The sequence below is a fragment of the Curtobacterium sp. VKM Ac-2884 genome (assembly GCF_015350945.1).
In the GTDB taxonomy this organism is placed as follows: domain Bacteria; phylum Actinomycetota; class Actinomycetes; order Actinomycetales; family Microbacteriaceae; genus Curtobacterium.
In genome coordinates this window covers 173,237-185,916 of record NZ_JADKSA010000003.1, presented here as the reverse complement: position 1 = coordinate 185,916, position 12,680 = coordinate 173,237, and the positions used below count along the sequence as shown (strand labels likewise).

The window sequence follows — 12,680 nt, the reverse complement described above, 5'->3', positions numbered from 1 at the left end:
AGGAGTTCGATCGGAGCATGAGCTACGTGCACGACAACCCGGGCGGGACCGAGGCCCACGGCGTCGACCTGATCGACGGTGACACCCCCGCCATCCGCATCCTGGTGCACGGCGACCTGCCGACCACGATCGAGCACGAGGGGCGGACCTGGCTCGCCACCGGCGACGCGCACGACGACGGTGACGACCAGGCACCCCCGATAGCGATCTACCGCCCGGTCTGAGCCGAGCGGATCGCTCGTGCCGCCTGCAGGACGGCCTCCACGCTCGCGGTGAGCACCGAGCGGTGTCGTCCGGCCGCCCAGTGCACCCCGGCCCCGTCGCGGTACTCGAGCAGGGTCAGTGCTGCACTGGCGCTGCCCGTCGTCCGCGACGTCTGGTGCAGCGAGACGATGTCGACTGCCGTTCCGCACCCGGCGAGCAGTTCGACGACCGCCTCGACCGGACCGACGTCCACGAAGGCTCCGCGGTGCTCGACTCCGTCGATCCGCAGGGTGAGTTCGGTGCGCGCGCCGTCGCCGTGCGTCGTCTCGATCGCCACCAGCTCGATGTCCGCCGGCGCTCCGGCCGCCCGCTCGTAGCTCCGCTCGAACAGGTCGAGGAGTCCGGGTCCGTCGACCTCGGCCCCCGAACCGTCGACGTGCTGCTGGACACGACGAGCGAAGTCGATCTGCAGCCGTCGCGGGAGCTCGATGCCGGACGCCGTCTCGAGCAGGTGTGCGACACCGCCCTTGCCGGACTGCGAGTTCACCCGGATGACCGCGTCGTAGTCCCTGCCGAGGTCGGCCGGGTCGATCGGCAGGTACGGGACGCGCCACGCGGTCTCCGACTCAGGACGCCCCGCTGCGGCCGCGCGTGCTCGGTGCTCGGCGAAGCCCTTGCGGATGGCGTCCTGGTGGGTGCCGCTGAACGCGGTGTGCACCAGGTCGCCGACGTAGGGGTGCCGCGGGTGCAGCTCGATGCGGGTGGCGTGTTCGACCGTCCGCCGGACGTCGTCGATGTCGGAGAAGTCGATCATCGGGTCGATGCCCTGCGCGTGCAGGTTGAGGGCGAGCGTGGCGATGTCGACGTTGCCGGTCCGCTCGCCGTTGCCGAAGATGCAGCCCTCGACGCGTTGTGCCCCCGCGAGCACCGCGAGTTCGGCGCACGCGATGCCGGTCCCCCGGTCGTTGTGGGGGTGCACCGACAGGATCACGCCGTCGCGCCGGGCCAGGTTGCGGTGCATCCACTCGATCTGGTCGGCGTAGACGTTCGGCGTCGCGATCTCGACGGTCGCCGGCAGGTTGATGACCACCGGGCGCTCCGGTGTGGCGTCCCAGAGCTCGGTCATCGCGTCGCAGACCTCGAGGACGAACTCGGGCTCGGTCAGGTTGAAGACCTCCGGGGAGAACTCGAACCGGACGTTCGGCAGGTGCCCCGCGAGCTCGAGGACGTCGCGGCCCCCGGCGAGGATCATCTCGCGCAGCTCGTCCCGGTCCTTCCCGAGCACGACGTCGCGCCACGTCGGGGCGGTCGCGGTGTACATGTGGATCACGACGTCGTTGGTGATCCCGCGGATCGACTCGACCGTCCGTTCGATCAGGTCACGCCGGGCGGGGGTGAACACGACGATCGTGACGTCGTCCGGCGCCAGGTCCGTGTCGGCGAGCAGCCGGACGAACGCGTGGTCCGTCTCCGACGCCGACGGGTAGCCGACCTCGATCTCCTTGTAGCCCATCCGCACCATGAGCTCGAAGAACCGCCGTTTGCGTTCGGGGTCCATCGGCTCCGCGAGCGCCTGGTTGCCGTCGCGCAGGTCGACGGGGACCCACAGTGGCGCCGCGGTGAGCGACCGCGTCGGCCAGGTGCGGTCGGTGAGCGGGACGGCGACGCGGTCGGAGACGTCCTGGTACCGGTACGACGGCATCGGGGACGGACGCTGTCGGTTCCACGATGGGGTCGCGACGTCGGGGGTGGTGGTGGTCATGAGGCTCCTCTGCAGCTGTCGCGACGACCGTAGCACCACTCCTCAGACAAGTAGAGGTGTTGAGCGCGATGCGGCAGGATGGGCACATGACACCGGTCCGCCGCGAACCCCTCGCCGAACAGGCCGCCGACGCCCTGCTCGCCCGCATCCGCGACGGTGAGTGGGTGCTCGGCGACAAGCTCCCCGGCGAGACGACGCTGGCACCGCAGCTCGGCGTCGGTCGCTCGACGGTGCGCGAGGCGATCCGGCACCTCGCCGGTCGGGGCGTGCTGGCCTCGCGGCAGGGCGCCGGGGTCTTCGTCACCGCGCTCGACGTGCAGGACGGCCTCGACGACGTGGTCCGCCGCGCCGACATCGCCGCCGTGGTCGAGGCCCGTATCGCCATCGAGGTCGAGGCGTCGTCCCTCGCCGCGGATCGCCGGACCCCGGCTGAGCTCCGCACGATGCGGCGCGCGGTCGAGCACCGGCAGGAACGACGCGCCTCGATCGAGCAGCACGTCGACGCGGACACGGCGCTGCACCGCGCGATCGTCGTCGCCGCCCACAACCCGCTGCTCACCGAGCTCTTCGACGGGTTCACCCCTCGCAGCCGCCAGGCGATGATCGAACTGCTGCGCATCGACGGGGTGTACGGCAGCGAGGCCGACCGCGACGTGCACGACGACATCGTCGACGCGATCGACGACGGGGACGCGGCCGCGGCCGCAGCCCTGACCCGGGCGCACCTCCGCAGCCTGACGGCTCGGCTCGGCTGAGCGCAGGCCGGCTCCCGCCCGGTCTGGACCGCGCTCGGCGGCGGGCCGGGTGCCCGTCCGGGTCAGTGGCCCCGGACGTCGCCCGTCAGGATCGCGTGCTCGGCGCCGGCCGACAGCTCGTCGTGCAGCGCGTCCGCGAAGAACTCCCCCGCACCGAGGCTGACCAGGTGGGTGAGTGCACCGGTCACGTCCGTCAGAGCGGGGTTCCACTCGTCGTGGAGGGATGCCCGGACGTGGCCGGACTCGTGCACGACGACGACCCCGATGTGGTCGTGGGCATCGCCGACCTCGAGCACGGCGTCGTACACGACGGGTTCGGTGTCCTCGCCGAGGGGCTCCAGGTGCACCTCGCCGATCCCGGGCCACTCGGTGCGGAACACGGGCAGGTCCGGTGCGTGCAGGTGCGGGGCGCGTTCGTCGGTGACGGACTCGATCTCCCCCGACGTCAGGTACTCGTCGACGACCTCGTGGATCCGGTCGTGCAGTCCGGGCTCGTACTGCCACCAGCGCTGGTGCACCGCCCGGAGCCAGTCCTGCGTCGCGGCGTCGGCCGAGGCCGAGGTCCCGACCAGCTGCGGTGCCGTGCCGGGCGATCCGACGACCTCGAGCTGCTCGTCGTGCGTCTCGACGGTGATGGAACCGGTGGCCTCGTCGGGGTGCACGCCGTGGACGTCCTCGGGGGCCGCGGCCCAGATGCTCGCCGGCAGCTTCGGCGGCAGGGCGAACGCCACAGCGATCGCCGGACGTGCCAACGCCTCGTCGAGCGCGTCGCCGAGGTGCACCTCGTCCGAGCGGGACCCCATGACGATGCCGCCGGTGGGGGGCACGGCGGCCAACCGTTCGAGGTCCTCGTGGTCCGCGTTCATCGACGCGAACACGGGGGTGTCCGCCCACTGGACGAACTCGCCGGCCGCACGGTCCTGGTCCTCGAACGGCACGTTCCAGACCGAGGGGTCCGCGAGCACCCACGACGCCGAACGACCGGCGGGGCCACGGCGCACGGCGTCGACCACGGCGGGGACGAGCCCGGGCAGCCCGCGGTACGCCGGACGCACGGTGAGGCGGTCGAGCGCCAACAGGTCCGGCTTGCCGAGCATCTCGGCGGCGTGCGTCTGCAGCGACAGGAAGGTCTCGCCGGTGGCGTCCGGCACGACGATCGCCGCGGCGAAGCCACCGTCGACGTCGGACACCTGGTACCCGAGTACGAGCGCCTCGACCGACTCCGGCGATCGGCTCGTGTACGCGGCGACCTCGGCGACCGACACCGCTTCGGCCTCGTCGTCGGTGATGGGCACCCGGACGTCGATCACCCACCGGTCGACGTCCTGGCCGGGGTAGGCGTCGCCGTCCTCGTCCGAGATCGTGATGTGCACGAGCCGCAGGGAACCGTCCCACGCGTCGTGGACGTGCTGGGCGATGGCGGCTTCAGGGTCGTCGGTCACGGACGCCACCGTATCGGTGGCGGACCGGGCACGTAGTCAACCGTGCTGCGCGACCATCGCGTCGACACTCCGCATCGCGGTCGCCAGGATGGTGAGGACCGGGTTCACCCCGCCGTTCGTGACGTGCACCGAGCCGTCGGTCACCCGCAGGTTGTCGTGTCCCCACACTCGGCCGGTGGGGTCGACGACCGACGTCGCCGGGTCCGTCCCCATCCGGAGCGTGCCGGCCTGGTGCTGCCCACCGCTCGTGCCCCGGACCGGACCGTGCAGCTCCGCCACGCGCCTGGCGCCGGCCGCGCGCAACCAGTCGCCGCTCCGGGCGCTGGTGTGGTCGCGAGCACGGACGTCCTCGGCGTGGACCCCACCGCTGAACGACGCCACCGGGATGCCGTACCGGTCCGTCACCGCGGGGTCGACGCGGACGCGTGCGTCGGCCGTGGTGACCTCCTGGATCGGCCCCATGATCCGCATGCTGCGCCGCGCCAGGTCCCGCATCGCGTGCTTGCCGTCGAGCCCGGAACGCGGCGCGAGCCCCGTGCCGACGAGGTACTGGTACGTGTTCGACGGCGTCGCGATGAACTCGTTCGCCAGGATCCCGCCACCGATCTGCCCGGGCACGCCGTGCCGGTAGTCGGTGGTGGCGATCGACGGCCCCGGTCCGAGACCGTCGTCCACCACGTCGTCGAAGACCCCCATCGCACCGCCGTAGACGTGGCCCTGCAGGTGCCTGCCGACCTGGTCCGCACCGTTGCCGATGCCGTCGGGCTCCTGGTCGCTCCGGCTGTTCAGCAGGAGCCGTGCCGACTCCACCGCCCCGGCCGCCACGACGACCTCGGCGGCGTCGACCTCGGCCTGCCAGTCGCGGCCGTCCGCGGTGCCGACGACCGTGACGCCGACCACATGGCCGGCATGGTCCGTGCGCAGCCGGGCGACCCGTGACTCGAGGACGATCGACGCGTTCCCGGTGGCGAACGCGCGGGTCAGCATGGTGTTCTGGCTGCCGTTCTTGGCGTCGACCGGGCACGCGAAGCCGACGCACATGCCGCACTGCTCGCACGCGCGGCGACCCAGGTACGGCGTCGAGTTGATCAGGAGCGGGACGTGCACCGTCGAGATGCCCAGGGCGTCCGCGGCGCCGGCGAGCCGGTCCCGCGCTGCCCCCGACGGCAGCGGTGGCATCGGTCGCGCGCGCGAGCGTTCCCCGGACCACGGACCGTCGACGTCACCGCCGCTGACCCCGATCTCCCACTCGGCGCGCTCGTACCAGGGCTCGAGTTCGTCGTACCCGAACGGCCAGTCGGCCAGGGCGCTGCCGTCCGGCACGCCGTACGTCGACGCCATCGCGAAGTCCCGCGGCCCGAACCGCCAGGCCTGTGCGCCGTAGACCCGCGTGCCGCCGCCGGCCGTGACGGCGTTGTTGTGCCACCCCGGTGACGAGGGCCGGAGCACCAGGAGCTCGCGACCGTCCGCCACCGTCCGCGGGTTGCCGACGTCGGACGGCCCCGACCGCGGTGCCACGCCCCAGCTCGACCGCGGGTTCCGGATGTGGTCACGGCTGAGATCCGCGGTGCCGGGCCACCCACCGGCCTCGACCACGAGCACGCGCCGACCGGACTCGGCGAGCCCACACGCCGCGACACCCCCGCCGGCGCCCGACCCGACGACGACCGCGTCGTACCGGTCGGCCAGCTGCGACGGGTGCACGACCGAGGGCGCTGCAGTCGGCACCGGTACCGGCACGCTCCAGCCGTCCGGCGGACCGGGCTGCCACCCCACCATGTCCCAGGACCGCTCCCCCGCGTTCCCGCCGTTCCCCGCGTCGGCGTAGTAGCCCGCGGCCACGAGTTCGGCGAACCAGGTCCAGTCCGGATCCTGTTCGTCCCCTGCAACGTCCGCGGACGCGTCGACGACGGCACGGAGCCGGTCCAGCCAGTCCGGCCGGTCGACCAGCACCCCGGCCAGGAACCCGAGCGCGCCGGCCTCGGACGCCGACGGGTACTCGTCCGCCGGCACCACCCGGTCGACCAGGGAACGGAGCCGTTCGTCGTGCGTGCGGAGGAACTCCTGCGCCGCGGTGGCCGCGTGGTCCGTCATCGGTCCTGCCTCTCGAGCAGCGCCGGTGCCGCCCCACGAGCACCGTAACGGACACGGCAGGGTCCGAGGCCGGGCTCAGCCGCCGATGCCCTCCAGATCGAGCAGGTCGTCGTCGCTCAGCACGACGGCGGCCCCCTCGACGTTCTCGCGCAGGTGTGCCCGCGACGACGTACCCGGGATCAGCAGGATGTTCGGGGACCGGCGGAGCAGCCACGCCAGGGCGACGGACATCGGCGTCGTCCCGAGCCGTGTGGCCACGGTCGAGAGCACCTCGGACTGCAGCGGAGAGAAGCCACCGAGCGGGAAGAACGGCACGTAGGCGACTCCCTCGTCGGCGAGACGGTCGATGAGCGGATCGTCCTGCCGGTTGGCGAGGTTGTACATGTTCTGCACCGAGACGATCGGTGCGATCCCCCGTGCTTCGTCCACCTGTGCCGTCGTGGCGTTGCTCACGCCGAGGTGCCGGATGACGCCCTGCCGCTGCAGGTCGACCAGCGTCTCGAACGCCGGGGCGATCGGCCCCGCGACCGGACCGTTCGCGTCGCCCAGCCGCAGGTGGACCAGGTCCAGCACGTCGACGCCGAGCGTCTCGAGGTTGTCGTCGACCTGTGCCCGCAGCTCGTCGGGCTCCCTGGCGGTGGGCCACCCGCCTCGGGCGTCGCGTCGCGCGCCGACCTTGGTCGCGATGACGAGGTCGTCGGCGTACGGGTGCAGCGCCTCGTGCAGCAGTTCGTTGACCACACGGGGGCCGTACGTCTCGGCGGTGTCGATGTGCGTGATGCCACCGGCGACGGCGTCCAGGAGCACGGCGACGGCTTCGTCGTGGTCCTTCGGCGGTCCGACGACCCAGGGGCCGGCGAGCTGCATCGCGCCGTAGCCGAAGCGTGTGACCGATGCGTCGCCGAGGGTCCAGGTGCCGCCGGGCAGGCGAGGGGTGGTCGGGTTCATCGGATCTCCTTCGGGGACGTGCCCACGCCGAGGGCGCAGCGCACTCCTGACAGCCTGCTCGCGTGGGCAGCGGCTCGCACGACACCGACGCGCGTTCCGGCCCTCTTGCAGCGGACGGTCCACTTGCAGCGGACGCCCCGCTGGACGTACGCTCCAGGCAGAGGGCAAAATGCCTCGTCGCCCCGGCGGCCAGGAACCCACACGCGGTCTCGGACGAGTCGCCACTTCTTCTTCGAAGGAGTGCACGTGTCCACCCGTTCCCCCGCCCGGCTCCGTGACGCCGGGATCGCCCTCGCCGGCCTGTCCGCCGTCTTCCTGTTCGAGATGCTCGACAACTCGGTGCTGAACGTCGCGCTGCCGACCATCGGCCGCGAACTCCACGCGTCGACGACCGGACTCCAATGGGTCACCGGCGCCTACTCGGTCGTGTTCGGCGCCCTCATGCTCCTGTTCGGTGCGGTCGCCGACCGGTTCGGCCGACGCCGGGTGATGCTCGTCGGCCTGGTGCTGCTCGCGCTCTCCGCGCTGGCGACCACCGTCGTCACCACGACCGGCGAACTCATCGCGGTCCGAGCGCTCATGGGGCTCGCGGCGGCCATGACGACACCCGGGTCGATGGCCCTGGCCTTCCGGCTCTTCGACACCGACGCCCTGCGGGTCCGGGCGCTGACGGTCATCTCCACCGCGGGCCTGGTCGGGCTCGCGGTCGGTCCGACGGCGGGTGGCTTCGCCCTCGCGGTGGCGCCGTGGCAGGCCCTGCTCCTGGTGAACGTGCCGATCGCGGCGCTCGCGTTCATCGGCATCCGAGCCGGCGTGCCGGCTGACCGACCGGAAGACCTGCACCCCGACCGGATCGACGTGACCGGCGCGCTGTTCGGGACCACGGCCCTGGTCGGTGCACTCGGGACGCCCACCCTCTTCGCCGAGGCGGGCAGCGCCTCCTGGCCGGGGTGGACCGGGGTCGTCGTGACGGTCGCGGCGGTGGCGGCCTTCGTGCGGCGGGAGCGCACCGCGGCACAGCCGCTGCTCGACCTGCGCCTGCTCGCCCGTCCGCTCGTCGCGAGCGGTCTGGCGTACAAAGCGGCCTCCGGCCTGGCCGTCTCCGGCCTGTCGTACCTGGTGACGCTGCAGCTGCAGTTCGTCTGGGGCTGGTCACCGGCACTCGCCGCGATCGGGACGCTGCCGCAGGTGGTGGTGCTCCTGGCGTCCGGACGCTTCGTCGGCCCGTTCGTGCAGCGGGTGGGCCTCGGCCGCGCGGCCTGGCTGAGCGCCGGCGCCGTCGTCGCGGGACTCGCGCTCTTCACGGTCGGCGGCCGTGCCGGGTACGGCTGGGTCGCCGCGGCGCTCGTGCTCGTCGCCGCGGGGATGCGGGTCGTCGGGGTCGTCGCCGGCAACAACGTGCTCCAGGGCCTGCCGTCGAACCGGACGTCGATCGGTGCGGCGCTCGTCGACACCTCGAGCGAGCTCGCGACCGCGGTGGGCATCGCGGCGACCGGGACGGTGCTGGCGCTGCTCGTGCCGGGCAGCATCGCGTCGACGTCGTGGACGGCTGAACGCTTGGCCGCGTTCGAGGGCGGGATCACCGTCGCGGGCGTCGTCCTGACGGTCGTCGCCGCCGTGCTCGTCGCCTCTGGCATGGCCCGCACGACGACCCGCGCGGGCACGCCGGTGGCCGAACCGGCTCAGACGGCGCTGTAGCCGCCGTCCGCCACGAGCACGGATCCGGTGATGAACGACGCTGCGTCGCTCGCCAGGAACACGACGCTCGGCGCGATCTCCTCGGGCAGGGCGAACCGCTGCTGCGGTGCGTCCTCGATCCAGTACCGCCGGAACTCCGGGGAGTCCACCGGGGCCATCTCGGTCTTCACGTACCCGGGGGCGACGGCGTTCACGCGGATCCCGTACTGCGCCCACTCGACGGCGAGCGACTTCGTCAGGTGGTGCACGGCGGCCTTCGACGCGTTGTACGCCGGCTGCCACTGCGGCCGGTTGACGATGAGCCCGGACATGCTGCCGATGTTCACGATCGAGCCCGAACCGGCGTCACGCATGTGCGCGCCCACCGCCGTCGACGTCTTCCACAGTGCGCGGACGTTGAGGTCGAACACGTCGTCCCACTCGCTGTCGGGCACGTCGAAGGCGTCGCGGTGGTGGCACGTGCCGGCGTTGTTGACGAGCACGTCGATGCGGCCGAGGGCGGTCATCGCCTCCTCGGTCATGCGCGTCACCTGCTCGCCGTCGGTGATGTCCGCCGTGATGGTGACGAAGTCGTGGCCGGCATCCGCGGCCTCGGCGGCGACCCGGGCGTTGCGTTCGGCCGACCGGCCGACGATCGCGACGCGGGCGCCGGCCTCGGCGAGGCCGAACGCGAACGCCCGGCCGAGTCCCTGGTTGCCGCCGGTGACGAGGGCGGTCCTGCCGGTGAGGTCGAAGGGTGAGGTCATGGAGCGGGCGCCTTCCTGAGCGGGGTCGGCGCGGTGCACCGCGTCGACGAGGTACCGCCCTGCGTACACGGCCCGGCCGGGAGGCGCGGGGTGCGTCCGCCCCGCACCGCACCTGCCGCTGCGGTCACGACCACCGCGTCTGGTCGCTCAGTGCAGGTCGGTCGCGCCGCCGCCGTCCAACGTCGAGCCGACCGCGTCGAGGACGACGCTCACGGGCGGGCGTCCACCGCAGTCATCTCCTCGGAGATCGACCAGAGCCGAGCAGCGGTCTCCGGGTCCTGTGCCCGCTTCGACCGGCCGATGACCTCGGCTCCACCGCGCATGTGCATCATGCGCTGCGGTCCGACGAAGGTCCCACCGGGCAGGTCGGCGGTCGCGGCCATGAGGGACGGCAGCGCACCGTCCTCCGGCTCCTGCCCGAGGAGCGGGACGAGACGGTCCCACAGGTTCGGGCGCTGTCCGGCCGGTCGCTCGTAGATCGCCGTCTTCACCAGGCCCGGGTGGGCTGCCAGCGCGCGCACCCGGGACCCCGACGCCAGCAGGCGCCGGTCGAGTTCGGACGTGAACAGCAGGTTGGCGAGCTTGGAGTCGGCGTACGCACGGCCGGCGTTGTAGGTGCGCCGGTACCAGTCGAGATCGGTGAGGTCGAGTCGGGCCATGCGCTCCGCCTGGGAGGCGACGGTGACCACACGATCGGTGACGTGCGGCAGGAGCAGCGTCGTCAGCAGGAAGTGTCCGAGGTGGTTCGTCCCGAACTGGAGTTCGTGCCCGTCCGCCGTCCGCTGCAGGTCCTTCGACTCGACGCCGGCGTTGTTCACGAGGATCGCGATCGGTTCGTCGACGCCGTCGGCGAACGCCCCGACCGTCTCGAGCCGGGCGAGGTCGAGTCGGCGCACGCGGTGGGTTCCCGGAGCGCCGGGAAGGGCGGAGACGACCGCCCGGCCCTTCTCCTCGTCGCGGACCGCGAGGATGATCCGCGCTCCCGAACCCGCCAGTGCGACGGCCGTCGCACGGCCGATGCCGCTCGTGCCGCCGGTGATGATCACGGTCTCGTCGGTCGGTGCTCGACCGGTCCTGGTGTCGTCCATGTCGCCAATGTAGGCACTGCCCACTTTGTTGTCAACGTCTACACTGGCGGCATGAGTGCGCAAGCCCGTCCGTACCACCACGGTTCACTCCGGCAGGAGCTCGTGCGGGAGGGGCGCGCGCTCCTGATCGAGGAGGGGCAGCAGGCGGTGAGCGTGCGGGAGCTTGCGCGCCGCGTCGGCGTCAGCCACGGCGCACCCCTGCGACACTTCCGCGACCGGGAGGCCGTCCTCGACGCGATCGCCGCGGACGGCTTCGACGAACTCCGTGGCCACCTGGAAGCCGCGCGCGGTCCCGGCGACCTCGGACACCGTCTCACCGAGTACGTCCGAGCGCACGTCCGCTTCGCCCAGGAGAACGGCCCCCTCGTCCAGCTGATGTTCACGTCGACCGACGACAGCTCCGGACCCGAGCGCGACCGCGGGTCGCGGTCCTCGGCGGAGCGGTTCTTCGCGCTGGGAGCGGAACTGCTCGGTGAGCGCGACCCGGCATCGATGGGCCCGGTCCCGTTCCTGCTCGCGGCGACGACCGAGGGCATCAGCGCACTGGCGGCGGCCGGGCGCATCCCACCGGAGCGTGTGGACGAGGTCGTCGTCGCGGCGGTGCGGATGCTCCTCCCACAGATCGAGCAGCAGCTCGGCCAGCCCGTCGACGACTCGACGAGCCAGTCCGGCCCGTGATCCACGGTCGCTCAGCGCGTGTCGGTCGCGTCGCGCCGGTCGAGCTCGACGAGCATCGCGGCAGTGTTCCGCAGTACCCGCGGTGTCTGCACGAGGGTGACCACCAGGAACACGAGGAAGATCGCCGCCGCGAACCAGAAGACCGGTCGCCCGGTGACGGCGAGTGACACCTCGAGGACAATCGCCAGCACGAACACGACGGGCCCGAACCACCGCTGCCGGCGGTACTGCTGCTGGTAGTGCTCGAGCGCCTGACGCCACTGCGCCGGGTCGGCATCAGCGGGCAGTTCTCCGCGCCTGATCGCTCGACCGAGCGCACGCTGTCGCCCCGCGGGGCCGACGCCGCGACGTTGCCGACCGATCCAGAACCCGAAGAGGACGCCGAACGCTGTGCCGCTGACGGCACTCGCCGCGACTCGGATCCCGACGGGGACGTCGGCGGGCATGGTCACGAACGTCGACAGGTACCAGAAGCCGCCGAACGCGACGGCGAGGACGACCATCACGGCCCACAGCGGCCACCCACGCATCGAATCCATCTCGCCATCGTGCCAGCCGAGCGCGGCGGTCGTCCGGAACGACGAAAGCCCCGGCGGGACCTGGTGGTCCTGCCGGGGCTTTCTCGTGGTGGGCGATACTGGGATCGAACCAGTGACCTCTTCCGTGTCAGGGAAGCGCGCTACCGCTGCGCCAATCGCCCAGATTCCCTGTCTGAACCGGAGTTCGCACAGGATCTGGAGGGTGTTGCTGGAGGTGGGGACGGGATTCGAACCCGCGTGGACGGCTTTGCAGGCCGCTGCCTAGCCTCTCGGCCACCCCACCATCGAGGTTCACGTCTCCGTGAGTACCCGAACGGTGGGATACCCTCTGGTGAGTCGCAGGGCTTCGAGAAGCCCCACACTCGAGCGGATGACGAGATTCGAACTCGCGACCCTCACCTTGGCAAGGTGATGCGCTACCACTGCGCCACATCCGCACTTGTCTTTCCGCTGTCGCGGCGACGACGTAAACTCTATACGAACCCAGGGGCATCCACCAAAATCCTTCCCGTTCACCGGGCGTGTCCCCCGAGTTCGTGCGGATCCGGCTGGTTCGAGCCCTCTCGTCAGCAGCACGCCACACCCGGGGCGCGCGCCGTGTTCGATGCACCGCCGGACTTCCGCTACTATCGACTCGCACGAACAGTGCAGGGGGCGATTGGCGCAGTTGGTAGCGCGCTTCGTTCACACCGAAGAGGTCATCAGTTCGAGTCTGGTATCGCCCAC

Annotated in this window: 11 protein-coding genes and 4 tRNA genes; 5 read left to right on the top strand and 10 right to left on the bottom strand. The window is 71.9% G+C overall.

Going from position 1 to position 12,680, the window contains the following annotated elements:
* The first annotated feature begins 17 nt into the window (after positions 1 to 17).
* Positions 18 to 224 (top strand): hypothetical protein, encoded by a 207-nt coding sequence (locus tag ITJ60_RS09250; protein ID WP_111084081.1) that lies wholly within the window; start codon positions 18 to 20, stop codon positions 222 to 224.
* Here ITJ60_RS09250 and ITJ60_RS09245 read toward each other — a convergent pair.
* Entirely contained in the window at positions 209 to 1,966 is a 1,758-nt protein-coding gene (locus ITJ60_RS09245) for a 2-isopropylmalate synthase (protein WP_228510005.1), read from the bottom strand. The two genes, ITJ60_RS09250 and ITJ60_RS09245, sit on opposite strands and share 16 nt — an antisense overlap.
* 86 nt (positions 1,967 to 2,052) lie before the next feature.
* On the opposite strand from ITJ60_RS09245, the gene ITJ60_RS09240 reads away from it, so the two are divergent.
* Positions 2,053 to 2,721, top strand: coding sequence for a FadR/GntR family transcriptional regulator (locus ITJ60_RS09240; RefSeq protein WP_194647734.1), 669 nt, complete (start codon positions 2,053 to 2,055; stop codon positions 2,719 to 2,721).
* Between the two features lie 62 nt (positions 2,722 to 2,783).
* Here the strand turns inward: ITJ60_RS09240 and ITJ60_RS09235 are convergent, their stop codons facing one another.
* The 3 genes from ITJ60_RS09235 to ITJ60_RS09225 all read right to left on the bottom strand — a co-directional run bounded on the left by ITJ60_RS09235 (position 2,784) and on the right by ITJ60_RS09225 (position 7,205).
* The gene (locus ITJ60_RS09235) at positions 2,784 to 4,163 is read right to left on the bottom strand and encodes a hypothetical protein (protein ID WP_194647733.1); all 1,380 of its coding nucleotides are present in this window, start codon (positions 4,161 to 4,163) and stop codon (positions 2,784 to 2,786) included.
* A gap of 36 nt (positions 4,164 to 4,199) precedes the next feature.
* Positions 4,200 to 6,257, bottom strand: coding sequence for a GMC oxidoreductase (locus tag ITJ60_RS09230; protein WP_194647732.1), 2,058 nt, complete (start codon positions 6,255 to 6,257; stop codon positions 4,200 to 4,202).
* A 75-nt stretch (positions 6,258 to 6,332) separates the two neighbouring features.
* Positions 6,333 to 7,205, bottom strand: a complete 873-nt coding sequence (locus ITJ60_RS09225; protein ID WP_323749136.1) for an oxidoreductase — start codon at positions 7,203 to 7,205, stop codon at positions 6,333 to 6,335.
* 246 nt (positions 7,206 to 7,451) lie between these two features.
* On the opposite strand from ITJ60_RS09225, the gene ITJ60_RS09220 reads away from it, so the two are divergent.
* Complete coding sequence (locus ITJ60_RS09220; protein ID WP_323749135.1) at positions 7,452 to 8,903, top strand: MFS transporter; 1,452 nt, start codon at positions 7,452 to 7,454, stop codon at positions 8,901 to 8,903.
* Here ITJ60_RS09220 and ITJ60_RS09215 read toward each other — a convergent pair.
* Positions 8,888 to 9,649 carry an SDR family NAD(P)-dependent oxidoreductase gene (locus ITJ60_RS09215; RefSeq protein ID WP_194647731.1) on the bottom strand — a complete coding sequence of 254 codons (762 nt, stop codon included), beginning with the start codon at positions 9,647 to 9,649 and terminating at the stop codon, positions 8,888 to 8,890. The genes ITJ60_RS09220 and ITJ60_RS09215 overlap by 16 nt on opposite strands.
* Positions 9,650 to 9,858: 209 nt before the next feature.
* Complete coding sequence (locus tag ITJ60_RS09210; protein WP_194647730.1) at positions 9,859 to 10,737, bottom strand: SDR family NAD(P)-dependent oxidoreductase; 879 nt, start codon at positions 10,735 to 10,737, stop codon at positions 9,859 to 9,861.
* A 51-nt stretch (positions 10,738 to 10,788) separates the two neighbouring features.
* Here ITJ60_RS09210 and ITJ60_RS09205 point away from each other — a divergent pair, with 51 nt between their 5' ends.
* Positions 10,789 to 11,415: a TetR/AcrR family transcriptional regulator gene (locus ITJ60_RS09205; RefSeq protein WP_194647729.1), complete on the top strand. Its 627-nt coding sequence runs from the start codon at positions 10,789 to 10,791 to the stop codon at positions 11,413 to 11,415.
* Between the two features lie 11 nt (positions 11,416 to 11,426).
* Here ITJ60_RS09205 and ITJ60_RS09200 read toward each other — a convergent pair whose 3' ends face one another.
* The 4 genes from ITJ60_RS09200 to ITJ60_RS09185 form a co-directional block, all read right to left on the bottom strand.
* A complete protein-coding gene (locus ITJ60_RS09200) occupies positions 11,427 to 11,954 on the bottom strand; it encodes a hypothetical protein (RefSeq protein WP_194647728.1) in 528 nt (175 codons plus the stop codon).
* Between the two features lie 86 nt (positions 11,955 to 12,040).
* Positions 12,041 to 12,115: transfer RNA gene (locus ITJ60_RS09195), tRNA-Val, on the bottom strand.
* Positions 12,116 to 12,163: 48 nt separating this feature from the next.
* Positions 12,164 to 12,237: transfer RNA gene (locus tag ITJ60_RS09190), tRNA-Cys, on the bottom strand.
* Positions 12,238 to 12,319: 82 nt separating this feature from the next.
* Positions 12,320 to 12,391, bottom strand: a tRNA-Gly gene (locus ITJ60_RS09185).
* Positions 12,392 to 12,606: 215 nt separating this feature from the next.
* Between ITJ60_RS09185 and ITJ60_RS09180 the strand changes: the two genes are divergently transcribed.
* Positions 12,607 to 12,679, top strand: a tRNA-Val gene (locus ITJ60_RS09180).
* Position 12,680: the final 1 nt, after the last annotated feature.